At 70.5% G+C, this 23414-nt stretch carries 19 protein-coding genes; 4 read left to right on the top strand and 15 right to left on the bottom strand.

Going from position 1 to position 23414, the window contains the following annotated elements; translation table 11 throughout:
• Positions 1-75: 75 nt before the first annotated feature.
• The 3 genes from N5079_RS30930 to N5079_RS30920 all read right to left on the bottom strand — a co-directional run bounded on the left by N5079_RS30930 (position 76) and on the right by N5079_RS30920 (position 5367).
• Positions 76-855 carry an oxidoreductase gene (locus tag N5079_RS30930; RefSeq protein ID WP_261587709.1) on the bottom strand — a complete coding sequence of 260 codons (780 nt, stop codon included), beginning with the start codon at positions 853-855 and terminating at the stop codon, positions 76-78.
• A gap of 85 nt (positions 856-940) precedes the next feature.
• Positions 941-1825, bottom strand: a complete 885-nt coding sequence (locus N5079_RS30925) for an alpha/beta fold hydrolase (protein ID WP_261587708.1) — start codon at positions 1823-1825, stop codon at positions 941-943.
• 593 nt (positions 1826-2418) lie between these two features.
• Complete coding sequence (locus N5079_RS30920; protein WP_261587707.1) at positions 2419-5367, bottom strand: CBM35 domain-containing protein; 2949 nt, start codon at positions 5365-5367, stop codon at positions 2419-2421.
• 556 nt (positions 5368-5923) lie between these two features.
• On the opposite strand from N5079_RS30920, the gene N5079_RS30915 reads away from it, so the two are divergent.
• A complete protein-coding gene (locus N5079_RS30915; protein ID WP_261587706.1) occupies positions 5924-6769 on the top strand; it encodes a mechanosensitive ion channel family protein in 846 nt (281 codons plus the stop codon).
• Positions 6770-6831: 62 nt separating this feature from the next.
• Here the strand turns inward: N5079_RS30915 and N5079_RS30910 are convergent, their stop codons facing one another.
• Both N5079_RS30910 and N5079_RS30905 read right to left on the bottom strand, forming a co-directional pair.
• On the bottom strand, positions 6832-7134 hold the full coding sequence (locus tag N5079_RS30910) for a DUF6401 family natural product biosynthesis protein (protein WP_261587705.1): 303 nt from the start codon (positions 7132-7134) through the stop codon (positions 6832-6834).
• A gap of 170 nt (positions 7135-7304) precedes the next feature.
• On the bottom strand, positions 7305-7652 hold the full coding sequence (locus N5079_RS30905; RefSeq protein ID WP_261587704.1) for an STAS domain-containing protein: 348 nt from the start codon (positions 7650-7652) through the stop codon (positions 7305-7307).
• Between the two features lie 249 nt (positions 7653-7901).
• Here N5079_RS30905 and N5079_RS30900 point away from each other — a divergent pair, with 249 nt between their 5' ends.
• On the top strand, positions 7902-8927 hold the full coding sequence (locus N5079_RS30900; RefSeq protein ID WP_261587703.1) for a right-handed parallel beta-helix repeat-containing protein: 1026 nt from the start codon (positions 7902-7904) through the stop codon (positions 8925-8927).
• A gap of 95 nt (positions 8928-9022) precedes the next feature.
• Entirely contained in the window at positions 9023-9679 is a 657-nt protein-coding gene (locus tag N5079_RS30895; RefSeq protein WP_261587702.1) for a hypothetical protein, read from the top strand.
• 57 nt (positions 9680-9736) lie between these two features.
• Here the strand turns inward: N5079_RS30895 and N5079_RS30890 are convergent, their stop codons facing one another.
• The 5 genes from N5079_RS30890 to N5079_RS30870 all read right to left on the bottom strand — a co-directional run bounded on the left by N5079_RS30890 (position 9737) and on the right by N5079_RS30870 (position 13873).
• Positions 9737-10393, bottom strand: coding sequence for a fasciclin domain-containing protein (locus N5079_RS30890; protein WP_261587701.1), 657 nt, complete (start codon positions 10391-10393; stop codon positions 9737-9739).
• Positions 10394-10435: 42 nt separating this feature from the next.
• Positions 10436-12067 carry a molybdopterin-dependent oxidoreductase gene (locus N5079_RS30885; RefSeq protein WP_261587700.1) on the bottom strand — a complete coding sequence of 544 codons (1632 nt, stop codon included), beginning with the start codon at positions 12065-12067 and terminating at the stop codon, positions 10436-10438.
• 123 nt (positions 12068-12190) lie between these two features.
• Positions 12191-12958, bottom strand: a complete 768-nt coding sequence (locus tag N5079_RS30880) for an anti-sigma factor domain-containing protein (protein WP_261587699.1) — start codon at positions 12956-12958, stop codon at positions 12191-12193.
• Positions 12955-13572, bottom strand: coding sequence for an ECF RNA polymerase sigma factor SigK (gene sigK / locus N5079_RS30875; protein ID WP_261587698.1), 618 nt, complete (start codon positions 13570-13572; stop codon positions 12955-12957). Before sigK ends, N5079_RS30880 begins: the two co-directional genes overlap by 4 nt.
• Before the next feature lie 112 nt (positions 13573-13684).
• Entirely contained in the window at positions 13685-13873 is a 189-nt protein-coding gene (locus tag N5079_RS30870) for a transposase (RefSeq protein WP_261587697.1), read from the bottom strand.
• A gap of 163 nt (positions 13874-14036) precedes the next feature.
• On the opposite strand from N5079_RS30870, the gene N5079_RS30865 reads away from it, so the two are divergent.
• Positions 14037-16199, top strand: coding sequence for a glycogen debranching N-terminal domain-containing protein (locus N5079_RS30865; protein ID WP_261587696.1), 2163 nt, complete (start codon positions 14037-14039; stop codon positions 16197-16199).
• Here the strand turns inward: N5079_RS30865 and clpB are convergent.
• The 5 genes from clpB to dnaK are packed head-to-tail and all read right to left on the bottom strand — an operon-like array spanning position 16196 to position 22795.
• Positions 16196-18865 (bottom strand): ATP-dependent chaperone ClpB, encoded by a 2670-nt coding sequence (gene clpB, locus N5079_RS30860; protein ID WP_261587695.1) that lies wholly within the window; start codon positions 18863-18865, stop codon positions 16196-16198. The genes N5079_RS30865 and clpB overlap by 4 nt on opposite strands.
• A complete protein-coding gene (locus N5079_RS30855; RefSeq protein WP_261587694.1) occupies positions 18847-19185 on the bottom strand; it encodes a chaperone modulator CbpM in 339 nt (112 codons plus the stop codon). The genes clpB and N5079_RS30855 overlap by 19 nt, the downstream gene beginning before the upstream one ends.
• Positions 19182-20306 carry a J domain-containing protein gene (locus N5079_RS30850; protein WP_261587693.1) on the bottom strand — a complete coding sequence of 375 codons (1125 nt, stop codon included), beginning with the start codon at positions 20304-20306 and terminating at the stop codon, positions 19182-19184. The genes N5079_RS30855 and N5079_RS30850 overlap by 4 nt, the downstream gene beginning before the upstream one ends.
• A complete protein-coding gene (locus tag N5079_RS30845) occupies positions 20306-20851 on the bottom strand; it encodes a nucleotide exchange factor GrpE (RefSeq protein WP_261587692.1) in 546 nt (181 codons plus the stop codon). Before N5079_RS30845 ends, N5079_RS30850 begins: the two co-directional genes overlap by 1 nt.
• Before the next feature lie 15 nt (positions 20852-20866).
• A complete protein-coding gene (dnaK, locus tag N5079_RS30840; RefSeq protein ID WP_261587691.1) occupies positions 20867-22795 on the bottom strand; it encodes a molecular chaperone DnaK in 1929 nt (642 codons plus the stop codon).
• Between the last annotated feature and the right edge of the window lie 619 nt (positions 22796-23414).

The following is a 23414-nucleotide window of genomic DNA, read 5'->3' as shown; positions in this document are numbered from 1 at the left end:
GGTAGGAGGCCCGGCGCCCTACCCGGGGCTCGCCGCCATATGGCGGGCGTAGCGCGAACGGGTCAGTAAGGACCGTCACCACGTGGGGATGAGACCCCCGTCGATGGTGAAGTCGGCGCCCGTGACGTTGGCCGACCGGTCGCTCGCGAGCAGCAGGACGATGTCGGCGATCTCGTCCGGCTGCGAGAAGCGTCCGGTCACCGAGCTGTGCGCCGCCTGGCCGACGACGTCCTCGGGCTTCATCCCCGTCGCCCGGGCCACCGTGTCCGCGACCCCGCCCGCGCCCAGCCACAGGGCGGTCGCGACCGGGCCCGGGCTTACGGTGTTGACCCTGATGCCCTTGGGGCCGACCTCCTTGGACAGCGCCTTGGAGAAGTTGACCAAGGCCGCCTTGGCGGCGCTGTAGTCGATCACCGCTGGGTCCGGCAGCGTCGCGTTGACCGACCCGATGTTCACGATCGAGCCCCGGCCCGCGGCCAGCATCACCGGCAGGACGCTCCGCGTGGTCCGTACGGCCGGCATCAGGTTGAGGTCGATCGTCGCCTGCCACTGCGCGTCCGTGACATCGAGGAACCCGCCGGTGCGGGCGGGCGCGCCGCCCACGTTGTTGACGAGGATGTCGATCCGGTCACCTGCCTGCCGTACGAGCCGGTCGGGACCGGAGTCCTCGGTGAGGTCGACCTGGACGAGCCGCACCTGGCCCGCTTTCACCAGCTCGTCCAGCTCGGGGGAGCCGCCGCGCGCCCCGGCGACCACCTGTACGCCTTCGGCGGCCAGCGCCCGCACGACCGCGAGGCCGATTCCTCTGCTCGCTCCGGTGACGACCGCCACCCTGCCGCTCAGTCCGAGATCCATCGTTGGTCCTTCCTTTCGGGTGCGCCCGGGGGGCCGGACCGTCGTGCGGCCCGGCCCCCGGTGTGGATCGCCAGTCTGCGCCGGTTCAGCTGACGTGGCTGACGGCGTCGAGCACGATCCCGACCACAGCTCCAGGGTGCGACACCATCACGGCGTGCGAGGAGTCCACGGTCCGGATATGGGCGTGCGCGCGCTCCGCCATGAACCGCTGACCGGCCGGAGGGATGGCGTTGTCGGCGAGCGTGATCAGATCCCAGCTCGGCAGCGTCTTCCACGCGGGCTCACCGGACGGGTCGTTGTTGGCGCTGAGCGCCAGCGGCCGCTGGGTCGCGGCCATCAGGGCAGCCGTGCCCGCCGCCACGTCACCGGCGAAGACCGGCCGGAAGCTCTCGGGCTTGATGTAGACGTCGACGTCCACGCCGTTCGGCGCGGCGGCGTTCGGGAACGGCCGGCCGATCGTCGTGTCGGGTCCGATCAGAGAGCCGGGGTACTTCTGCGGGTCCAGCACATTGCCGACGGTCTCGTCCTTGTCGGGGATGAAGGCGCCGACGTAGACGAGCGCCTTGACGTTGGCCACGCCGCGAGCCGCGTTGGTGATCACCGCGCCGCCGTAGGAGTGCCCGACCAGCACGATCGGGCCGCTGAGGGTCTGCAGGATCGAGCGGACGTAGTCGGCGTCGCCGGTCAGGCCGCGCAGCGGGTTCGGCGCGGCGATCACCGGATAGCCGAGGCTCCGCAGTTTGGCGACCTCCGCGTTCCAGCCGCTCGAGTCGGCGAAGGCGCCGTGCACGAACACGATCGTCGGTTTCGCGGCCCTCGCCCTGGTCTTGCCCGTGGCCTCGATCTTGCCCGTGGCCGCGTGCGCCGTGGAGGCGGCGCCCGCCATCGCGAACGTCAGCACGGCGGCCGCGGCGATCGGGACAAGGCGCTTCCACCGCGTCGCGATGGGGCGAAGAGTTCCGGTTGACATGGGTTCCTCTCGTCCGGCCGTGCAGGCCGAGGTGGGGGAGACGCGCCGCTCCGGGCGGCGCCAACGAGAGATCACGGTAGGTCTTCGCCCGAATCGGACACATCCGTCATCCGACTGAGAGCTGCGGGATTGCGTCGGATGACCGAAGAAGCGGCCGGGCCCGGATTCAGGGAAGAAGGTGTGGGCCCCTTCCGGCCCAACCTTGCCGCGTGATCATGCACGTGTTCCCGCAGGCACCGTCCTACCTGGCGCTTTCTGCGACGTGATCATGCACGTGTTCCCGCAGGCATCGTCGAACCTGGCGCTTTGCGCGGCGCGATCATGCATGACGAGAGTGCGCCCGACGGACAGACACTGCATGATCGCAAACTGTTTCGGTGCTGATCAGACCGCGTACGGCGGAGTCCATGCATGATCACGACCCGGGGAACCGCACGTCCCCGGGCTTCCCGGGAAACCCTGCATGATCACGGCGACGGTGGGGGCAGGCCGCCGCGATCGGATCGCCGGGCGGCGCGACGGCCGTTCTGCCGGAAACCGGGACGACGATCACGCCGTCCCGGTAGCTCCGGTCTCCGTCAGCCCGTGCCTTGTCAGCCCGTGGCCTGTCCGATCGACAACCGGTCGAGGTCGGGGGCCCCCTCCGCGTTGTTGTAGATCTTCACGGTGTTGGCGCCCGCCGTGAGCGTCACCGGGATGGACGCCGTCTGCGGGGTGGCGTTGCCCTGGCCGTCCACCTTCACCTCGACCGGGGCGCCGCCGTTGACGCTGACGAAATACGACCTGGGGCCGTTGACGGTGTAGTCGATGTACAGCGTGTACTGACCGGCGGTGTCCACGGCGACGTTCTCGAACAGCACGTAGGCGTCCGGGCTGCCGCCGATGTTGCGGACCTTCTGGCCGCCCGAGCACTTGCCGCAGCTGGTGAGGCCCGCACTGCCGATCTTGTTGCGCGAGTCCTCGGCCTCCCGCATGAACACCCGGTCGGCCGGCCGCGGTCGTACGCCGAGCTGCTTGGTGACCTGGGCGGGCCGGCCGAGCGTCTGGAACGACGCCGTGATCGGGATGTCGGTCGAGGTGACGTTCTGGCCGGGCGGCGAGGTGACGGTCCACGAGCCCGACAGCGTCTGCCCGAGCCGCAGGGAGGCCGCCGTCACGGCCGGGCCGTCGACCGTCCAGCCCGCCGGGACCACAGGGGCCAGCTTGACCTGGTCGATCGTGTCGTCGGCGTCGAGCCGCAGGGTCGCCGACACCTTGAGCGACTGCTGGCCGGCGCTGACCCACTGCAACCCCGCCGGGTCGACGGTCAACGTCGTCTTCGGCACGTACGATGCCGGCGGGAGCGGCGCGACCGCGATGCGGTCGAGCCCCGGCCCCCGGGCCGCCGTGCTGAAGACCGTGATCGTGTTGGCGCCCGCGCGCAGCGGTACGGGGATCGCCGTGGAGGCGGGGACGTCCGGGTTGCCCCCCGCGACCGCCACGTCGACCGGCGCGGCGCCGTTGACGCTCACCGACAGCGAGGTGTCCGCGGCGGCGGTGTAGTCGAGCTGGAGCCGGTAGTCACCGGCCTGCGCGACCGTCACATCGCGGTAGGTCAGCGCGTTGCGGGTCCCGCCGCCGAACCCGGTGACCTGCTGCGTGCCGGAGCAGGCCGCGCACCGGTCGGGGTGGACCCGGCCGTCGCGGGCGTTCCGCCACGACTCGGCCTCCAGCGGCACCGCGGTGCCCGGCGACACCGGGTAGTCGTAACCGGCCTTGATCTCGTCGATCTGGAGCTGCTTGTAGAAGATCGGAGCCTGCTGACCGGCCCAGGTGTTCAGGACCTCCAGCCGGATGTAGCGCGCGTGCTGCCGCCCGATGTCGACGAATTGGACGCCCCGCGCGCTCCGCATCGCGCCGGAGCGGACGGGCTGCCCCCAGTGCCTGCCGTCGTCGCTGACGTAGACGCGGTAGTCCTTGATGCGGGCGGAGTCCTCGGGCCGGCCGAACGTGTCCCGCGCGTACGTCGGCGACCACTCGTGCTGGTTGACCGCGAGGAACGTCGCCGTCTTCGGCCTGCCGAGGTCGAGGGTGACCGAGACCGGCAGGGTCGCGTCGCTGTCCCAGTAGTTCTCGAAGCTCCCGTCGACCAGGTTGCCCGCCGGGTGGCCTTCACGAGAGGCCGACGCCGTGGCCTTGAGGCCGGTCAGGAAGCCCCGCTGGCCGGCGGTCTCGACCTTGAAGACCGTGTCGTAGGTGTCCCACTTGGTGATGTCGAGGATGGTCAGGTATCCGCCGGACTGGCTGAACCGCATGCGCTCGCCCGTCCGCAGGTCGGTCACCCCCGTCACCTGGTAACCGTTGTCGCGCAGTCGGACCAGGTTGGTGGTCGGCGGGGTCACCACGTGGACGTACTGCGTCTTGGCGCCCGGCTCGACGGTGACGACCCCGTGGGCGCCGTCGTTCCAGAAGCCCGGCTGCATGCCGCCGTACATGTAGCCGCCGCCCTCGGTGCCCTGGAGCGAGGACTTGATCGGCGGCACCCACCCGGCCATGAACGCGTTGAACTTCTCCTGGCTCGGGGGGAACTTGCCGTTCACCATCGGCGTCTCGGCCATCAGCGACTTCATGGACGAGCCCGCGTTGGTGACGTAGCGGCCGGTGCTGAGGCGGAAGTCCACGGGTGAGTCGCCGCCGCTGTACCACCAGTCGCCGACGGTGGGCAGCTTGTAGTCGGCCTCGGTGAGCCGGGGCAGCGGCGTGAACGCGGCCTGCGGGTAGTCATAGGACGGCGTCATGCCGGTCTTCTGCTCGTTGCTGACCGTGTCCATGATCGGGGTGTCCTCGTTGTTGTTGCTCAGCAACCAGGACGGCCGCTTCTCGCGGATCTGCTCGTAGAGGTGGTTCTGCTCCCAGTACTCGTTGTCGTTGTCGATCCAGAACCCCGACAGGTCGGGGTAGTTCTCCATCACCTCGAAGAACAGGTCATAGCTGAACATGCCGAAGCCGGGGCGGGTGGTCAGATCGACCTGCTTGCCCTTGTACGCCGAGTAGGCGGCCGAGTCGAGGGTCTCGATGCCCTGCTCGTTGTGCCACTGGGGGTCGTCGGTCATGTACAGGATGACGTGGACGCCCTTGGCCTTTCCGGCCTGCACCAGCTCCCCGAGGAAGTCGCGCTTCGTGGAGCAGCTCCCCGGGATCTTGGACGGCCACGGCCGGGCGTAGCCCAGGCGGCTGTGGAAGGTCGCCAGCACGATGTACGACGCGCCGAGCTTGTTGGCCTCGTCGACCCAGTAGTCCGGGGTCCATCCGCCCTCGGTGACGTCATGCTCCCACTGCGCGCAGTCGAGGTGTTTCGGCGCGGTGAACATGCCCCAGTGCAGGAACAGGCCCGCCGTGGAGTTGCGCAGCCACTGCTGCCGGGGATGCTCAACCTCGGCCGTGGCGGGCAGGGCTCCGGTGAGGATCGCCGACGCGGCCAGGGCGGCGCCCAGCGCGCGCCATCCGCGCGGCCGGGGATGCGATGTTAGGCGCCGGGCACGGCGTCGCAGTCCGAATCGCATGGCAAATCGCATGGCAAATCGCAGGGCAAATCGCATGGACATCGTCTCTCAGAGAGCTGACCGGGGGATGAGCGGCAGCAAGTCTGCCAGTACAGAGATCCGATGATTACAACGCCGACGACTCCGGTCAAGACCCTTCGTCCAGACCGTCACCGCGCATGGTTCGCGGTTCTTTGGCCGAGAATGACCGGCATCACTTCTCCCTGCGGGGTCTGTGCGGCTCATCCGGCCTGTCCTGCCGGGTCCGCGAGGCCTGCCCCCAGTCGTTCGTACGGCACAGCCGGATCGATAGGTAGGACCACCGCACGGAGGAGGATCGGGAGCCGGCGGCACCCGCCGCACGGTCTTCGCATGTCTACTTGGCCCGCGACATCAAGCGATTTGAAACTTTTCGGTCAGCGGGCTTTCCGTAACTGGCCTGCGATTATGCGCATCCGCCGATATGCCGCTGAAAAGGATTCGGGTATGGAATTCGATCGATCGGGTAGCCGGGTCGGAGAACGCCGCCGCCAGCCGGCGGGCCGGTGGAAGAACCAACCGAGGAGGACCACCCCCTATGGCCGCTCCGGTCGATTGGGGCAGAGGGGTGGCCGACGCTTGGTCGTCGGTCGTCACCTTCGTCCCCAAATTCCTCGCATTCGTCGTCATCCTCGTTGTGGGATGGCTGGTCGCCAAAGCGCTGCTGAAGGCGGTCAACGCCATCCTCGAACGGGTCGGGTTCGACCGCTGGGTCGAACGCGGCGGCATCGGGCGCACGCTCCAGCACAGCCGCTATGACGCCTCCGACCTGATCGCGAAGCTCATCTACTACGCCGTCCTGCTGATCACGCTGCAGATCGCGTTCTCGGTCTTCGGGCCGAACCCGGTCAGCACCCTGCTCGCAGGTGTGGTGGCGTGGCTGCCGAAGGCGGCCGTCGCGATCGTCATCATCGTGGTGGCCACGGCCATCGCGCGCGCCGTCAAGGACGTCATCAGCGGCGCCCTCGGCGGCCTGCCGTACGGCCGGACGCTGGCCACTGTCGCCTCGGTCTTCATCATCGGCCTGGGCGTCATCGCCGCCCTCAACCAGATCGAGGTGGCGACCACGGTGACCACGCCGGTGCTGATCGCCTTCCTCGCGGCGGTCGCCGGCATCCTCATCGTGGGCGTTGGCGGTGGTCTCGTCCGGCCGATGCAGCAGCGCTGGGCGCGGTGGCTGGACCGGGCCGAGGCCGAGACCGACGCCATCCGCACCCAGGCGGCGGCCTACGACCGCGGGCGCGCCGACGCCATGGAGACCGCGCGGGTGCCGCGGGTGACCGCCACGGCGCCCTCGGCCCCGGCCACCGGCGAGCCGGACCCGCGCGCGACGTCGTCCTGGCCGACGCCGCCGCAGGAGCCGCCGTCGTCTACGCAGGTCTGAGCAGAGATGGACAAGGGGCGCCCGCTTTAGCGGGTGCCCCTTCCCGCGTCGGCGGACGGAAGTCAGGCAGCGGGGACGGACTCGAGCATGAGGCAGACCGCGCTCAGCCGGAGGGCGGCGAAGTCGAGGGGCTGTCCCGGCTGCGGCGCCCGCCACCCCTTCTCGTGGGCGCCGTCCCAGTAGCCGATCAGGTAGGCGAGCAGCGACACCGGGCTGACGCGCTCGCCCAGTGCCCGGATTGCCTGCCGTACGGCGGCGGCGTGCTGGTCGAGGGAGGCGCCGATCCCGGGATGCTGGGCGCGCAGGTCGAGGACCCACTGGGCGAACTCGGAACGGATCCGTGCAGGCCAATGTTGATCGGACACAGGTCTCCCCGGGGGCGTCGTGCGGTGGTATGCACCTCACGATAGACGGGACAGAGGCCCGGGCAAGGCGAAATCGGCTACATCGAGGTGTGAGACCGATATGTCCGGGTAGCAGATCTTCCGGTCATTACGGGTAATAGGGCGCTGCCAGCTCGCCGCCCGCGATCGAATCACCCCTGGACCGGGTGAGAGAGGGCGTCCTCGCAGGTGGGGTAGATGGCGATCTGGCCGGCCAGTCCGAGGACGTCGAACACCTTCCGCACGATGGGCGTCAGCCCGCAGACGGAGACATGGTCGCCCCGCCCCAGATGGTGGTAGGCCTCGAAGATGACCTGCATCCCGCCGCTGTCGATGAAGCGGAGCCGGGACAGGTCGAACACCAGCCGTGGGATCTCCTGGGCGAGTAGCGCCTCCACCTGTGTCCGGAACTGGTCGATGGTGGCGATGTCGAGCTCTCCGGCCACCGCGATGATCGCGAACGGGTGGCGCAGTGCTATGGAAACCCGGAAATCGTCCATTCTGTCTCACCTCCGTCGGGTGACAGAACTGGGTGTCTACAGCAGCCTATGCCTGACCTGGGGCGATCCCTCTGGCGGAGGTGCCGCCCCGGCGCGGGAGCCGTGGCCGCCGCGGATCCCTTGACACTTTCGTTAAGCATTCTTACATTTACGGCTGTTCAGCATCCTGACTGTCATTCATACATGTGAATAGTGAGGGGTTTTATCATGCGCCGTTTCCCCCGGTTGGGCGGCTTAGCCGTGAGCTTCATGACCGCGGCCGTCCTGGTCGCCGCCGCGGTCCCGGCCGCCGCCCAGGCCAGGCCGTCCCGTCTTGTCCCGGTCGCCACCTCGGCCGAGCTCGCGGAGGCGGTGCGGACGGCGCAGCCCGGCGACGTCATCCAGCTCGCCGACGGGGAGTACCGGGGTGAGACGGTCGCCACGGTGCCGGGCACCGCCGAGGCCCCCATCACCCTGCGCGGCTCCGCGAAGGCGGTGCTGGTCAACGACTGGTTCGAACAGACGTCGCTGCCCTGTCCCGCTCCCGGGGCGCACTCGGCGTACGGTCTCTGGCTGTACGGCGCCAGCCACTGGCGGGTCCAGGGGATCACGATCGCCCACTCCAAGAAGGGCATCGTGGTCGACCGCTCGACCGACGTGATCATCAGTGGGGTCACCGTCTACGACATCCAGGAGGAGGGCGTCCACTTCCGGGCGTCCACCACCGACAGCGCGATCATCGGCTCCCGGATCTACGACACCGGCGTCGAGAAGCCCGGGATCGGTGAGGGCGTCTACATCGGCTCGGCGTTCGGCAACTGGCGCTGTTACGGCGAGGCGGGCGCGGGCACGCCCGACCGGAGCGACCGCGTCCGGGTGATCGGCAACCGGTTCGGCCCAGGGATCGCGGCCGAGCACATCGACATCAAGGAGGGGACGGTCTCCGGCTCGGTCATCGGCAACGTCTTCGACGGGCGCGGCCTGAGCGGCGAGAACTCGGCGGACAGCTGGCTCGACATCAAGGGCAGCTTCTACGAGATCACCGGCAACCGCGGCAGCTACAGCGCCACGCCGGGATCGGTCTTCGCCAACGGATACGAGACCCACGAGCAGTACGGCCAGGGCTACGGCTGCGGCAACGTCTTCACCGGGAACTACTCCGACCTGGGTGGGGTCGGCAGCTACGCCTTCTACATCACCAACCAGCCTCAGTGCGCGGCGCACCCGAACGTGGTCCGGCAGGGCAACTTCGTCGTCGGCGCCACAGTCGGAGTGACCAATATCGAGGTCGGCTGACCGTTTGACCGGACATTGGCCGCCAGGTGCGTGATCACACCGGCATGGGACGCTTACCGTCTTCCTCGTACGGTCCATGACCTCGGGGGAGCATCATGCCAATCTGTACTGCCGTTTTCGCCGCCGCGCTCCTGGCCGGACCGGCGGCCAGGCCCGCCGACCCGGCGCCGACGGTGCCGAAGAGCGTCGCCGCCAAGATCGAGAAGGCCAGAAAGGCGGTCGACGACTACGAGAAGGCCCAGACGCGGCCGGCCGGGCACCAGCTCGTCACCCTGCCCGTGCAGGTGAGCGACGGCTCGAAGCCGGACAAGCCCGCCGGCTCGTCCTCGGTTCCTGAGGGAGCCCCGGAGAAGGGGGCTCAGCAGGGCGCCCCGGAGACGGCGCCGGAGACGGTGCCGGAGACGGCGCCGGAGATGGCGCCCGAGATGGGGGCACACGAGATGGCGCTTCCCCCGGAAGGGGGGAGCGCCCAGCTCAAGGAGACGGCGGCGAAGCCGCCCGTGGGGACGCCGATCAAGATCCAGAGCCGGAGCCCCAAGAAGTTCAAGATGCCGGTCGTCGATCCCGAGTCGCCGAATGTCGTCTTCGTGCCGATGTCCAGCGACGGCGTGTCCGCCACCCCCGTAAACCCGCTGTCCCTGCCTCAGCTCAAGGGGCAGCAGGTGGCACAGTCGTTCAACGTGTACGGCCCGCGGACGCGGCATTCCGCTCCGCGACACCACCGTCAGCGGGGGGCGCATCGCCCGGTGTGACGAGCGACGGGGTGAGCCGGTCCTCCGGCTCACCCCTTCTGGATCACCGGCCGGTCGTCACTTCCTGGGCATCAGCACCGTGTCGATGATGTAGACGGTGGCGTTGCGGGTGGTGACGTCGCCGCAGACCACCCTGGCGTCGTTGTTGATCGTGAAGCTCTCGCCGGAGCCGGTGGCGGTCACGTGGCCGCCCTGCAGGGTCGGGAAGGTGCCGTTCCGCAGGTCGGCGGGCGTCTTACGCCCCTTGACCACGTGGTAGGTCAGGATGCTCGTGAGGGTCTTCTGGTCGGCGAGGACCTGGTCGAGCTGCTGCTTGGGGATCTTGGCGAACGCGTCGTTGGTGGGCGCGAACACCGTGATCCCGTCGGCTGCGTTGAGCGTGTCCACCAGCCCGGCCTTCTTCACCGCGGTGACCAGGGTGGAGAGCACGGGGTTGTTGGACGCGGCGGTGGCCACGGGATCGGCCGCCATCCCCGCGAAGCTGCCCTTTCCCGAAGCCGGTACGGCGGAGCAGGCGGTGCCGAAGGGCGCGGCGGCCATCGCGGACCGCGTGGCCGCGGCCGACGCGGCGCCGTTCGCCGCCGGAGCCGCGGCGGCGCTGTTGTCGGCGCTGTTGTCGGCGCTGTTGTCGGCGCTGTCGCCGCTGCCGCCGCATGCCGTGGTGACCGACAGCGCCACGGTGACAGCGGAGAGGGCGAGAAGACGGGTCTTCATGATGGGCTCCTTCGTGATGAGTGAATGGTGGGCGGGAGGGGGTCAGAGGACGGTCACGAGAACCGAATGCCTGCCCGTCGCGCCGCTGGGGAACGGCGGCACGCGGTCGGCGGTCTGGGTGAGCCCGGCGGTGTCGGTGGCGCGGACCTCCAGGCGGTGGTCGCCGGGGGTGGCGTCCCAGGTCATGTGCCACTGGCGCCAGGTGTCGGGGCCGGGGGAGGGCGCCAGCCGGGCCTGCCGCCACGGCCCTCCGTCCACCCGCACCTCGACGGCGGCCACGCCCCGGTGCGGGGCCCAGGCGACTCCGGCGATGACCGCGGGGCCGGCCCGTAGCCGGGCGAACGGCTTGGGCACCTCGATGCGGGAGGCGGTCTTGACGGGCGCCCGTTGGGCCCAGCCTCGCTCCGCCCAGTAGGCCCGCTCGCCGGCGAACCGGGTGAGCTTGATCTCCGTCACCCACTTGGTCGCCGACACGTACCCGTAGAGGCCGGGGACGATCAACCTCGCCGGGAAGCCGTGTGCCGGAGGGAGCGCCCGGCCGTTCATGCCGACGGCGAGCAGCGCGGCGCGGCCGTCCAGAACGGTCTCCACCGGCGTCCCGCAGGTCCAGCCGTCGGCGGAGCGCGACATGATCTGGTCGGCCCCCGCGCTCACTCCCGCCTCTCGGAGCAGGGCGGCGAGGTCGATGCCGAGCCAGCGCGCGGTCCCGGCGTACGGCCCGCCGACCTCGTTGGACACGCAGGTCAGGGTGATGTCCCGCTCGATCAGCGGGCGACGGAGCAGCTCCTCGAAGGTGAGCTCGACGGGCCGGTCCACGAGGCCGTGGACGCGTAGCCGCCAGTCGCGAAGCGGGACGCGGGGGATCACGAGCGCGGTGTCGACCCGGTAGAAGCCGTCATCGGGCGTCGTGAACGGGCTGAGGCCGGGGATGCGCAGGTCGCTGCCCGGGGGAAGAGGCGGGGCGGATTCCGCGGGTCGCGGGAGGACGAGGCCGGTCCCGCGCGCGGCGCTGTCGCGGGCGGCCGTGATCGCGCGTCCGCTCCCTCCGGTGAGGGCGGCGAAGGCCAGCGTCGCCGTACCGGTGCGGAGTAACGCCCGCCGATCGGAGAGCCCGCCCTCAAGGAGACCCGGCGTGGACGGGGCGAACGCCTCCTGCCCCGGAGCCGTCGTACCGATCTCCGGGACAGGAGGCAGCTGAGAGGGGCGCACGGCCCGCCGGCTCAGGGAGCCGAGCAGAAGGCGGAGGGCCAGAGCGCCGACGACGGCCGCGACCAAGGAGGGCAGCGCGTCGGTGGGGGCCGCGCCGGGCCGGGACAGCGCGGCGGCGGCCGCCGTCAGGCCCAGGGCGGCCGGGAGGGCCGGGGCGAGACGGGGGCGGCGGCGCGCGGCGAGGCCCGCCACGGCGGCGATCGCCAGAACCGTGGCCACAATCCCGATCAGGAGCACGAGCTTGTCGTCGGCCCCGAAGGCGCGGATCGCGGCGTCTTTCAGCCGGCGAGGGGCCAGGTCGATGAACGCGGACCCCACCGCCACCAGGGGACCGGCCTGGGGCCGGAGCGGAGCGGCGGTCAGCTCCGCGGCTCCCAGCGCCGCCGCCACGGCCGGCACTCCACACAGCGCACCGAGCGCCCGGCCCGCGCCGGGCCCTCCGACGGGGGGCTTTCCGAAGTTCACGACACGCCTTCGGAGCGCCTTCCGGCTCGGATTGGCGCGGTGGCGGCAAAAGCTGGAGGCCCAGCCAGACAGCGCGCCGGCCCCGGCTGGAAGGGCCGGGGCCGGCGGGCAGCGGGCGGCGGGTCAGGCGGTGCGCAGGTCCAGGAGGAGCAGCGGCCGTGTGGTGGGCTGCGCCGAGCCCCCGGCGGGCTCGACCGTGAGGCCGACCTGATCGGCCCGGCCGGCCCCGGCGGCGACGACAGGCGGGATGGCCCCCGAGGCGTCCGGGCGCAGCAGCCCGGCCGATCGCATCCGCCCGGAGGTGATCTCCCAGAGCTGGTAGGTCTTGCCGTCCGGGAGGGCGGCCAGCCCGCTGGAGGCGAACACCAGCCGGCCCTGCGACCGGGAGACCACCACGGTCCCCGTCGCGCCGTGGCCGTCCACGCCGGAACCGGTCACCGTGCGGGCGTCCGGCGCCGCCAGGACCGCGGCGATCTGGCGGTTCCCGGCCCTGGCCTGTTCGAGCTGGTCACGGGTCTGGATCAGGACCGCTCCGAGAGCCACGGCCGCGATCAGGCACGCCGCGGCGAGCCCGGCGGCGAGGCGGGGCCACCAGCGGGTGAACGGCGAGGGGCCCGGACCGGAGGAGCCGGGCAGCAGGAGCGGGGGCAGCTGCCGGACCTGGCCGATCTCCGCCATCACCCGCTCGCGCAGCGCGGCCGGAGGCTCCACGGCCGCGGCCTGGCCGAGCCGGGCGGCGGTCTCCACCAGGCCGCGCAGCTCCTGAGCGCATTCGGCGCACCGGGCCAGGTGGTGCTCGAACCGCAGACGGTCGGTGTCGTGGTCGATGGCATCCAGGGCGTACGCGCCCGCCAGCGTGTGCGGGTCGCGACTACGCGTCTCGTCGGTCACCGTTCCACCCCCATGCAGTCGCGCATCCGGATCAGCCCGTCGCGCATCCGCGTCTTCACCGTCGCGAGCGGCACCTTCAGAAGCTCGGATACCTCCCGGTAGGAGTATCCGCCGTAATAGGCGAAAGTCACCGATTCGCGCTGCAACTCTGTCAGGCCGTCCAGGCACCGGCGTAGCCGTTCGCGTTCCAGCCGGCCCTCGACCGACTCGGCCACCTCGTCGAACGGCCGCCGCACCTCCAGCCGCGCCACCCGGTCCTCCCGGTCCACGGCCGACTGGGCGGTGCGGACCCGGTCCACCGCGCGGCGGTGGGCGATCGTCATCACCCACGACATCGCCGAGCCGCGCCCCCGCTCGTAGCGGGCGGCGCTGCGCCAGATCTCCACGAGCACCTCCTGGGCGACCTCCTCGCTCTGGGCGGGATCGCGGAGGACCCGTAGCACCAGGCCGTAGACCGGCCCCGCCACGAGGTCGTAGAGATGCTCGAAGGCCGCGCGGTCGCCGCGGGCCACTCGTTCCAGCAGTTCCTCGGGCCCCGATCCGTCCTCGGGGCTTTCCCGCGCGGTTCCGGGGCCCCGCCCGCCCGCGAGACGCAACGCCCGTTTAGCCCTCATTCACCCTCCCGGCCGCCAGGTCGCCACCAACGTAGGTACTTCGGAGCGGGACCGGCATCCGGATTGCGGTTACACAGATGTCGCTCGCGTGCCGTACTGGCCGGGGAAAGGCTCAGGCGGTCGGCTGCTGGGGGAGATCCACGACCTCGACGAGCTCCGCGAGGTCGACGTAGCGGGCGACGTCGGTCACCGACCCGCAGAAGGCGATGTGGTAGCCGAGGTGACGGACCCGTAGCAGCTGACGGCCGTCCAGGACGATCATGTCCACCTCGTAGCCGTTGACCCCGACCCACTTGCGCATGGCCGAAGACTAAGAAACCGCAGGTCAAGGCCGGGCAAAAGGACAGACCCCGGGATCGCGACGGAGGGTGGCGGCCTCGCAGCCGGTCACTCCTACGCGTAAAATCGCCCATCAGGTAGAGAAGACGGCCAATAGCACGAAATCGGAACGAAAGGGCCGAATCGTGGATGGATGGACGTTCGAAGGACAGCCGAGAGCGCTCGGCGAGGCGACCATGACGCTCGTGGCGGGGGGCTCCTTCTGTGTCTCCACGAGAAACGGGGACATCCTGCCGGGAGGGGCGCAGGGCGTTTTCTTCGCCGACACCCGGCTGCTGTCCCGTTGGGAGCTGCACATCGACGACGCCCCGGTCGAGGAACTGCAGGTCCTGGCGGCCGAGCCGTACCACGCGACCTTCATCGGCCGCGCCGCCCGGCGCCCCGGGCAGGCCGAGAGCACGCTGCTCGTGATCAGGGACCGCTTCACGGGCGGGGGCATGTGCGAGGACGTCGTCCTGCGGAACCTCTCCGACGAGCCGGCCGGATGCGTGGCGTCGCTGAACATCGCCTCCGAGGTCTGCGACCTGTTCGAGGTGAAGACCAACCACATCTGCAGGGTCACCGACGTGGAGGCGGCCCCCGAGGAGCGGGCGCTGCGTCTCTTCTCGGCCAGCCGGGGGAGGGGCGTTCGCGTGGTGGTCGGCGGCGAGGACACGCCCGTGCTGGCCGTACCGCCCGGACTGCTCGTCTTCCGCGTGGTCGTGCCCGCCAGGGGTGACGTGCGGCTGTGCCTGCAGGCGAATCCCATCATCGACGGTGTGGAGTCGGAGCCCTGGTTCTCGGCCGCGTGCCTGCCGCAGCAGGCGGAGGCCGCGCGGTGGCTGTGCGAGTGGGAGGTGGACACCGGAGCCATCACCACCTCCAACACGACGCTGGCCACGATCCTGGACAGATCGCGGACCGACCTCGGGTCGCTGCGGCTGTTCGATCCGGACTACCCCGACGAGCCGCCGTCGATCGCGGCCGGAGCGCCCTGGTTCATGACGCTGTTCGGGCGTGACTCGCTGCTGACCTCGTGGCTTGCCCTGCCGCTCGACCAGAACCTCGCCGTCGGCACGCTCCGCCGCCTGGCCCGGCTCCAGGGGGTCAAGACCGACCCTCTCACGGAGGAGGAGCCCGGAAAGATCATGCATGAGCTGCGGTACGGCGTGAGCACGGCCCCCTCGGACTCGGGCGCGCGGGCCTACTACGGGTCGGTCGACGCCTCCCCGCTGTTCGTGGTGCTGCTCGGGGAGCTGCGCCGCTGGGGGGCGCACCATGACGTGGTGGAGAAGCTCCTGCCGCACGCCGACGCGGCGCTGGACTGGATCGAGCGGTACGGCATGCGGGACGGCTTCCTGTGGTATCGCCGCAAGACCGACCAGGGCCTGGCCAACCAGGGCTGGAAGGACTCCTTCGACGGGATCAACTTCGCCGACGGCGCGATCGCCCGGCCGCCGATCGCCCTCGCCGAGGTGCAGGGCTACGTCTACGCGGCCTACCTCGCCCGGCACTACTTCGCGCGGGAGGCGGGAGACGCCGAGACCGAGAGGCGTTACGCGGCGAAGGCGGCGGAGCTGCGCGAGGCGTTCAACGAGAGGTTCTGGCTGCCGGACCGGGGCTACTACGCCATGGGCCTGGACCGGGACGGACGGCCCATCGACGGCCTCGGCTCCAACATGGGCCACTGCCTGTGGTCCGGCATCGTCGACCGGGACAAGGCCGGACAGGTGGCCGAGCATCTCATGTCACCTGCCATGTTCACGGGCTTCGGCGTGCGGACCCTGGCCGCGGACATGGGCGCCTACAACCCGATGAGCTACCACAACGGGTCGGTGTGGCCGCATGACAACGCGCTGACGGCCGCCGGGCTCATGCGGTACGGCTTCATCGAGGAGGCCCAGACCATCGTCCTCGGCCTGCTCGACGCGGCCCGCGCATTCAACGGGCGGCTGCCGGAGCTGTTCTGCGGGTTCGACCGCCATGAGTTCCCCGTGCCCGTGCCGTACCCGACCTCGTGCTCTCCGCAGGCGTGGGCGTCGGCCACGCCGATCCAGCTCGTGCGGATCCTCCTGCGCCTGGACCCGTGGGTGCCGCGCGGCAAGCTCTGGATCGCCCCGGTCCTGCCGGACGGGTTCGGCTCGCTGCGGATCTCCCGCCTGCCCCTCGCCGGGGCGCGGATCACCGTGGAGGTGGACGGCGGCTTCGGCGATCCCGTCGTCATCGGGCTGCCCGAGGGGATGTGCATGATCGCCGGGCCGCGGCCCGCGATGACCGCGTCCGTCCACGCCGGACAGTGGATCGGCTAGAGGTTTTCGGCCCGATCCGTCGACGCCCGGCTCCGTTCGATGTCATCGTCAGCCTCCGGGTTCTCGTAGGACACCACGAGCCGGCCCCCGGACAGGTCCACCCGGATGACCGCGCCGTCGAGGACGTCCCCGGCGACCAGCGCCCGAGCGATGCGGGTCTCGACCTCGCGGGCGATGAACCGGCGCAGCGGCCTGGCCCCGTAGACGGGGTCGAAGCCCTGCTCGGCGATGAAGCGCAGCGCGGGCTCGGTGACCTCCAGCGTCATCCGCCGGTCGGCCAGCCGCGCCCTGATGTCGTTGAACATCAGCGAGACGATCTGCTCGATCTCCGGCTGCGTCAGCGGCTTGAACAGCACGATCTCGTCGACCCGGTTGAGGAACTCCGGCCGGAAGCGCCCGCGCAGGTCGGCCATGACCAGCTCTCTCGCCTCCGGTTCGATCTCCCCCTGGGGCGTGACGCCGTCCATCAGGTAGGGCGACCCGATATTGGACGTCATGATGATCACGGTGTTGCGGAAGTCGACCGTACGGCCCTGCGCGTCGGTGAGCCGTCCGTCGTCGAGCACCTGCAGCAGCGCGTTGAACACGTCCGCGTGCGCCTTCTCGATCTCGTCGAACAGCACGACCGAGTACGGCTTGCGCCGCACCGCCTCGGTCAGCTGGCCGCCCTCCTCGTAGCCGACGTAACCCGGGGGCGCCCCCACGAGCCGGCTGACGGTGTGCCGCTCCTGATACTCGCTCATGTCGACGCGGACCATGTTGTCCTCGGTGTCGAACAGCGCCTCGGCGAGCGCCTTGGCCAGCTCGGTCTTCCCGACGCCGGTCGGGCCCAGGAAGATGAACGAGCCGATGGGCCGCCGGGGGTCCTTGATGCCCGACCGGGCCCGGATGATCGCGTCCGAGACCAGCCGGACGGCCTCGTCCTGGCCGATCACCCGCTCGTGGAGGATCTTGTCGAGCCGCAGCAGCTTCTCCCGCTCGCCCTCCTGGAGACGGCTGACCGGAATGCCCGTCCAGCGGGACACGATGTCCGCGATCTCCTCCTCCGTCACGACCTCGCGTAGGAGCCGGTGGCCGCCCTGCTTGGATTCGAGCTGCTCCTCGGCCGCCTTCAGCTTGCGCTCCAGCTCCGGGAGCCTGCCGTGGGTCAGCTCGGCGGCGCGGCTGAGGTCATAGACCCGCTGGGCCTGCTCCGCCTCCCGGCGCACCGCCTCGATCTCCTGACGCAGCGACTGCGCCCTCCGTACGGCATGCCGTTCGGCCTCCCACTGGGCGCGCATGGCGTCCGCCTGGGCGCGCAGGTCGGCGAGCTCCTTGCGCAGGGCCTCCAGGCGGGACCTGCTCGCCGGGTCGTCCTCCTTGGCGAGCGCCGCCTCCTCGATCTCCAGGCGCATCACGCGGCGGGTGAGCTCGTCCAGCTCGGCCGGCATGGAGTCGATCTCCGTGCGGAGCATCGCGCACGCCTCGTCGACCAGGTCGATCGCCTTGTCGGGGAGGAACCGGTCGGAGATGTAACGGTGGCTCAGGACGACGGCGGCCACGATGGCGCTGTCGGTGATCCTCACGCCGTGGAACACCTCCAGGCGCTCGCGCAGCCCGCGCAGGATGGAGATGGAGTCCTCGACCGAGGGCTCGTCCACGACGACGGGCTGGAAACGGCGCTCCAGGGCGGCGTCCTTCTCGATGTACTTGCGGTATTCGGCGACCGTGGTGGCGCCGATCAGGTGGAGCTCGCCGCGGGCCAGCATCGGCTTCAGCATGTTGCCCGCGTCCATCGCCCCCTCCGCCGCCCCCGCTCCGACGACGTTGTGCACCTCGTCGATGAACAGCAGGATCCGGCCCTCGGAGGCCTTCACCTCCGTCAGGACCGCCTTCAGCCTCTCCTCGAACTCGCCGCGGTATTTCGCCCCCGCGATGAGGGCGCCCATGTCGAGGCTGAAGACCGTCTTGTCCTTCAGCCCCTCGGGGACGTCGCCCCGGGCGATGCGCTGCGCCAGCCCCTCCACGATCGCGGTCTTGCCGACTCCGGGGTCGCCGATGAGGACCGGGTTGTTCTTGCTCTTGCGGGACAGGATCTGGATCACCCGGCGGATCTCGGCGTCCCGGCCGATCACCGGATCGAGCTTGTCCGACAGCGCGGCGCCCACGAGGTCCCGGCCATACTTCTCCAGGGCCTCATAGGCGACCTCGGGGTTGGCCGAGGTCACCCGCTGGTTGCCGCGCACCTGCGTGAGCACCTCCAGGAAGCGCTCCCGGGTCAGCCCGTGCCCCTGCAGCAGCCGCCCTGAGGGACCCTCGGCCCCCTCGTCGAGCAGCGCGAGCAGCAGATGCTCGACCGAGACGTATTCGTCCTTGAGCCGCCTGGCCTCCCGATCGGCGGTGTCGAGCAGGCGCGACAGCCGCTGGGTGAGGTGGACCTGGCCGGGCGCGGCGCCCGGACCGCTGACGCGTGGCCGCCGCTCCAGCTCGGCCTCCAGCTCCAGGCGGAGCTTCTCCGAGTCGGCCCCGGCGGCCGAGAGCAGGCGCGGGACCAGCCCGTCCGGCTGCGTGAGCAGCGCGAGCAGGAGGTGCTCGCCGTCGACCTCCGTATGCCCGTACCGGATCGCCTTGGTCTGGGCGTCGTGCAGGGCTTCCTGTGACTTCTGCGTCAGGCGGTTGGGGTCCACGTCGTCCCTCCGGTGGTCCTGGAGCGGGATCGCAGAGCTGCCTCCAGCTCCGCGATGCGGTCAAGGAGGTCCATCACCAGGCCCAGGGAGGCGTAGTTGAGGGCCAGCCCGGCGCGCAGGCGGCGCATCCGGGCCACGGCGGATACCTGGGAGAGGGGGATGCACAGGTCGCCGGCCGAGTCCCGCGAGGCCTCGATCAGGCCGAGCGCCACCAGCCGGCGCACCATCTCGGGATGCAGCCCCGTGGCGGCCGCGAAGGACTCCAGGTTCGTGTGCGAGAGCCGTACGAGCGGGTGGGCGGAGTGCGTCGTGTGGGTCATGGCCGGGTCCTCGGAGTCCTGGGATTGCTCGGAGTTCGGGGGTTGAAGGTGGACAGGCTGGCGAGCCGCTCGTAGAGGCGGCGCTCCTCCTCGCTCGGCGTGGGCGGCACCATGATCCGGGCCTCGGCGAGCACGTCTCCGGGCTTGCCGCGCGGGTTCGGCATGCCCTGGCCGCGCAGGCGCAGGCGGCGGCCGCACGAGGTGCCCGGCGGGACCTTGACCTTGGCCTCCCCGCCGGGGGTGTCGACCGCGACGGTCGCCCCCAGCGCGGCCTCGGACGGGGTGAGGGGCAGCTGGACGTGGATGTCCCGTCCCTCCACCCGGTAGCGCGGGTGATCCGCGATCCGAGCGATCAGGTACAGATCGCCCGGCTGGCCCCCGTCTCGGCCCTGGCCGCCCTGCCCCGCCAGCCTGATGCGCTGCCCGTCGACGACCCCCGCCGGGATCTTGACGTCGAGCGTCCGCGTGCCCCCGTGGCCGGGGAGCGTGATCGTGCGGCGGCCTCCGCGGTACGCCTCCTCGACCGTGAGCGGCAGCTCGGCCTCCTGGTCGGCTCCCTGCGCGGGGCCCCACCCGCGGCCGGCCCACCCGCCGAAGCCCGTGGGGCCACCGGCTCCGCCTCCCCTTGCCCGGCCACCGGCTCCGCCTCCCCTTGCCCGGCCACCGGCTCCGCCTCCCCTTGCCCCGGCGCCGAACATGCCGCCGAGCAGGTCTTCGAGATCGATGTCGATCCCCTCGCCGGTGCTGAACCTGATCTCCTCGTCTCCCCGGCCGCGGGCCCTCCCGGCTCCGGCGCCCCCGGCTCCGGCGCGCCCGGCTCCCGCGTATCCGGCCCCGGCGTATCCTGCTCCGGTCCGGCGGGCACGTGCCCACGTCGCCGGATCCACGCCCTCGGGCACCTGGCGGAAATCCCGCCCGAACGCGTCGTACCGGCGTCGCGTCTCCGGGTCGGAGAGCACCTCGTAGGCCTCCGAGACCTCCTTGAAGCGGTCCTCCGCGCCCGGGTCCTTGTTGACGTCCGGGTGGTAGGCCCGCGCGAGCTTGCGGTAGGCCCGCTGGATCTCCTCCTGACTGGCCGACCTCGAGACCCCGAGGGCCTCATAGAAGTCGCGGTCCGCCATCAGTCCTCCACCTTCGTGGCCACGATCACCGACGCCGGGCGGAGCTGCCGCCCCCCGTCGCCGTAGCCGGGCCGTACGACCTCGAGGACCGTGCCCGGCTCGGCGTCCGGGTCCTCGACGGTGCTCACGGCCTCGTGCCGGGACGGGTCGAACCGCGTCCCGACGTCCTCCCTGCGCGGGAACCCGAGGCGGCCCAGCACACCGACCGCCTGGTCACGGACGGCGCGGACGCCCTCGATCACGGCGCCCGCGTCCGCGTCCGCGTGCTTCAGCGCCAGCTCCAGGTTGTCGATCACCGGCAACCATTCCGCCGCGACGCGGGCCCGCTCGTCGAGCCGCTGCCGGTCCAGGTCGCGGACCATCCGCTTGCGCAGGTTGTCGAGCTCGGCCACCGCTCGGAGCCACCGGTCCTGGAGCTCGGTCAACCTCTCCTCGACCGCCTCGGAAGCCTCGGAAGCCTCGGAAGCCTCGGATATTTCGGACGCCTCGAACTCCGGACCGGGCCCGGCCGACTCCGGAGGCGGGGCCTCGTTTCGCGCGTTCATGTCACTGCCCCCATGTCACTCGGGGCTGGTGAACTCGGCGTCGATAACGTCCTCGTCCGACGCGGCTTGGCCGGCCTGGGACTGCCCGGCCTGTCCCGGCTGTCCTGCGCCCGGCTGTCCCGCGCCCGGCTGTCCCGCCTGGGCCTGCGCGGCCGCCGCCGACGCGCCGAGGCCGTGGTAGACCTGCTGCAGCTCGGCGGTCAGGCTCCGCAACCGGTCCATCGGCGCCTCCTCCTTCACCGCCTGGCGCGCGTCCGCGATCAGCGCCTCCGCCCGGGCCTTCTCGTGAACCGGAACGACGTCCCCCAGCTCGGTCAGGCGGCGCTCGACCTGGTAGGCGATCGAGTCGAGCTCGTTGCGGGCGTCGATCGCCTGCCGGAGCTGGGCGTCCTCCGTACGGTGCCGCTCCGCGTCGGCGATCATCCGCTCGATCTCGCTCCTGTCGAGATTGGAGCTCTCGCTGATCGTGATGCGCTGTTCCGCACCCGTGTCCTTGTCCCGGGCCGACACGTTCAGGATGCCGTTGGCGTCGATGTCGCTGGTGACCTCGATCTGCGGGACCCCTCGCGGCGCCGGCCTGATGTTCTCCAGCCGGAACCGGCCGAGGGCGCGGTTGTCGGAGGCCCGCTCACGCTCGCCCTGCAGGATGACGACGTCGACGGCCGACTGGTTGTCCTCAGCGGTGCTGAACACCTCGGTACGGCGGGCCGGGATCGTGGTGTTCCGTTCGATGATCTTGGTCATGACCCCGCCGAGCGTCTCGACGCCGAGCGACAGCGGTGTCACGTCGAGCAGCACGACGTCCTGGACCTCACCCTTGATGATGGCCGCCTGGACCGCGGCGCCGAGCGCCACGACCTCGTCCGGGTTGACCGTCATGTTCGGTTCCTTGCCGGTCATGCGCCGCACGAGCTGCTGTACGGCCGGCATACGCGTCGCGCCTCCGACGAGGATGACCTCGTCGAGGTCGTCCTGGGTAATCTTGGCGTCGGCCATGGCCTGCTCGACCGGATGCCTGAGTCGTTCGATCAGGTCGTGGGTGATTTCCTCGAAGGTCGACCTCATGAGCGTGGTGTTGAGGTGCTTGGGACCGGTGGCGTCCGCCGTGATGAACGGCAGGCTGACCTGCGTCTGGGTGACCGAGGACAGCTCCACCTTGGCCTTCTCCGCCGCCTCGAACAGCCGCTGCAGCGCCTGGGGATCGCGCCGCAGGTCGATGCCCTCCTGACGCTGGAACTCGTCGGCCAGGTAGTCGACGATCCGGCGGTCGAAGTCGTCCCCGCCCAGATGGGTGTCCCCGGACGTCGAGCGGACCTCCACCACTCCCTCGCCGATGTCGAGGATGCTGACGTCGAAGGTGCCGCCGCCCAGGTCGAAGACGAGCACCGTCTCGTTGCCCTTCTTGTCCAGGCCGTACGCCAGGGCGGCGGCCGTGGGCTCGTTGATGATCCGCAGGACCTCCAGACCGGCGATCTTGCCGGCGTCCTTGGTCGCCTGCCGCTGGGCGTCGTTGAAGTATGCGGGCACGGTGATGACGGCCTCGGTGACCTTCTCCCCGAGGAACTTCGCCGCATCCGACACGAGCTTCCTCAGTACGAACGCGGAGATCTCCTCCGGAGCGTACAGCTTCTCCTTGACCTTGAACCGGACAGCGCCGTCGGGCCCCGGCACCACGTCGAACGACACGGCCTTGATCTCATCCTGGACCTCGTCGTAGCGGCGGCCGATGAAACGCTTGGCGGAATAGATGGTCCCCTTGGGGTTCAGGATCGCCTGGCGTCTCGCCATCTGGCCGACGAGGACTTCACCCTGATCGGTGAACGCCACGACCGAGGGCGTCGTCCGCGATCCCTCGGCGTTGGGAATGACCGTCGGGTGCCCATCCTCCGTGGTCGCGATGACCGAGTTCGTCGTGCCGAGGTCGATGCCTACTGCCTTCGCCATCTCCTCATCCCCTTCACGAAATCTCCCCGCGTCCCCGGTCGCCTGGCGTCCCCGTCAGCTCGCGTCCGTCAGCTCGCGTCCGTCAGCTCGTGTCCGTCAGCTCGTGTCCGTCAGCTCGCGTCCGTCACGAGGCCCTCTTCGCGACCCTCAAGGGGCTACGTCCGCTCCGCTGGCGCATCGGCGGTGTGGCGAGTTGGTGTAGGCGCCGACGGCTTCCCGGCGTCCGGCCCGCCTTCGGGAGCGGCCGGCTGGATAATGGAACGCGTGACTGCACCCGGACCCTTGGCATGCGCCAGTGACCGGACGCAAAGGTCTATTTCTTGACATTCACCCCTGAGTAGGCGGCCACACCTCGACAGCCAGTCCTTTACCCGTCCTTAAAGCGCGCTTGTCGCATGTGGTCGACGGTCTCGCGCCCGAGACAGGGTTCTACCGCTGAGGCCACCACCGAGGGGTCCGCTCAGAGCTGTTCGGTCCCGGCACCGCCACGGGCACCGGTGCCCGCGTCTGTGTTGGCATCGGCATCGGCATCGGCCTGGGATCGGACCTGGGAAGAGAGGGATCGGACCTGGGATCGCCGTTTCCGACGGTTAGGGCCAATGCCGGTTAGTTAGGTTTA

Origin of the sequence: Planotetraspora sp. A-T 1434 (assembly GCF_025420585.1) — a bacterium.
GTDB lineage: Bacteria > Actinomycetota > Actinomycetes > Streptosporangiales > Streptosporangiaceae > JAOEGB01.
Note: the sequence above shows the minus strand (reverse complement) of the source record. Positions and strands in the feature narration are given on the sequence as shown.

Coding starts and splice junctions, on each gene's coding strand:
- N5079_RS30905 (WP_261587704.1), bottom strand. CDS start 7,652: ATGGACGATTTCCGGGTTTCCATAGCACTGCGCCACCCGTTCGCGATC.
- N5079_RS30895 (WP_261587702.1), top strand. CDS start 9,023: ATGCCAATCTGTACTGCCGTTTTCGCCGCCGCGCTCCTGGCCGGACCG.
- dnaK (WP_261587691.1), bottom strand. CDS start 22,795: ATGGCGAAGGCAGTAGGCATCGACCTCGGCACGACGAACTCGGTCATC.
- N5079_RS30850 (WP_261587693.1), bottom strand. CDS start 20,306: ATGGCGGACCGCGACTTCTATGAGGCCCTCGGGGTCTCGAGGTCGGCC.
- N5079_RS30915 (WP_261587706.1), top strand. CDS start 5,924: ATGGCCGCTCCGGTCGATTGGGGCAGAGGGGTGGCCGACGCTTGGTCG.
- N5079_RS30930 (WP_261587709.1), bottom strand. CDS start 855: ATGGATCTCGGACTGAGCGGCAGGGTGGCGGTCGTCACCGGAGCGAGC.
- N5079_RS30900 (WP_261587703.1), top strand. CDS start 7,902: ATGACCGCGGCCGTCCTGGTCGCCGCCGCGGTCCCGGCCGCCGCCCAG.
- N5079_RS30920 (WP_261587707.1), bottom strand. CDS start 5,367: ATGCGATTCGGACTGCGACGCCGTGCCCGGCGCCTAACATCGCATCCC.
- N5079_RS30870 (WP_261587697.1), bottom strand. CDS start 13,873: ATGCGCAAGTGGGTCGGGGTCAACGGCTACGAGGTGGACATGATCGTC.
- N5079_RS30855 (WP_261587694.1), bottom strand. CDS start 19,185: ATGACCCACACGACGCACTCCGCCCACCCGCTCGTACGGCTCTCGCAC.
- N5079_RS30890 (WP_261587701.1), bottom strand. CDS start 10,393: ATGAAGACCCGTCTTCTCGCCCTCTCCGCTGTCACCGTGGCGCTGTCG.
- N5079_RS30925 (WP_261587708.1), bottom strand. CDS start 1,825: ATGTCAACCGGAACTCTTCGCCCCATCGCGACGCGGTGGAAGCGCCTT.
- N5079_RS30845 (WP_261587692.1), bottom strand. CDS start 20,851: ATGAACGCGCGAAACGAGGCCCCGCCTCCGGAGTCGGCCGGGCCCGGT.
- sigK (WP_261587698.1), bottom strand. CDS start 13,572: ATGAGGGCTAAACGGGCGTTGCGTCTCGCGGGCGGGCGGGGCCCCGGA.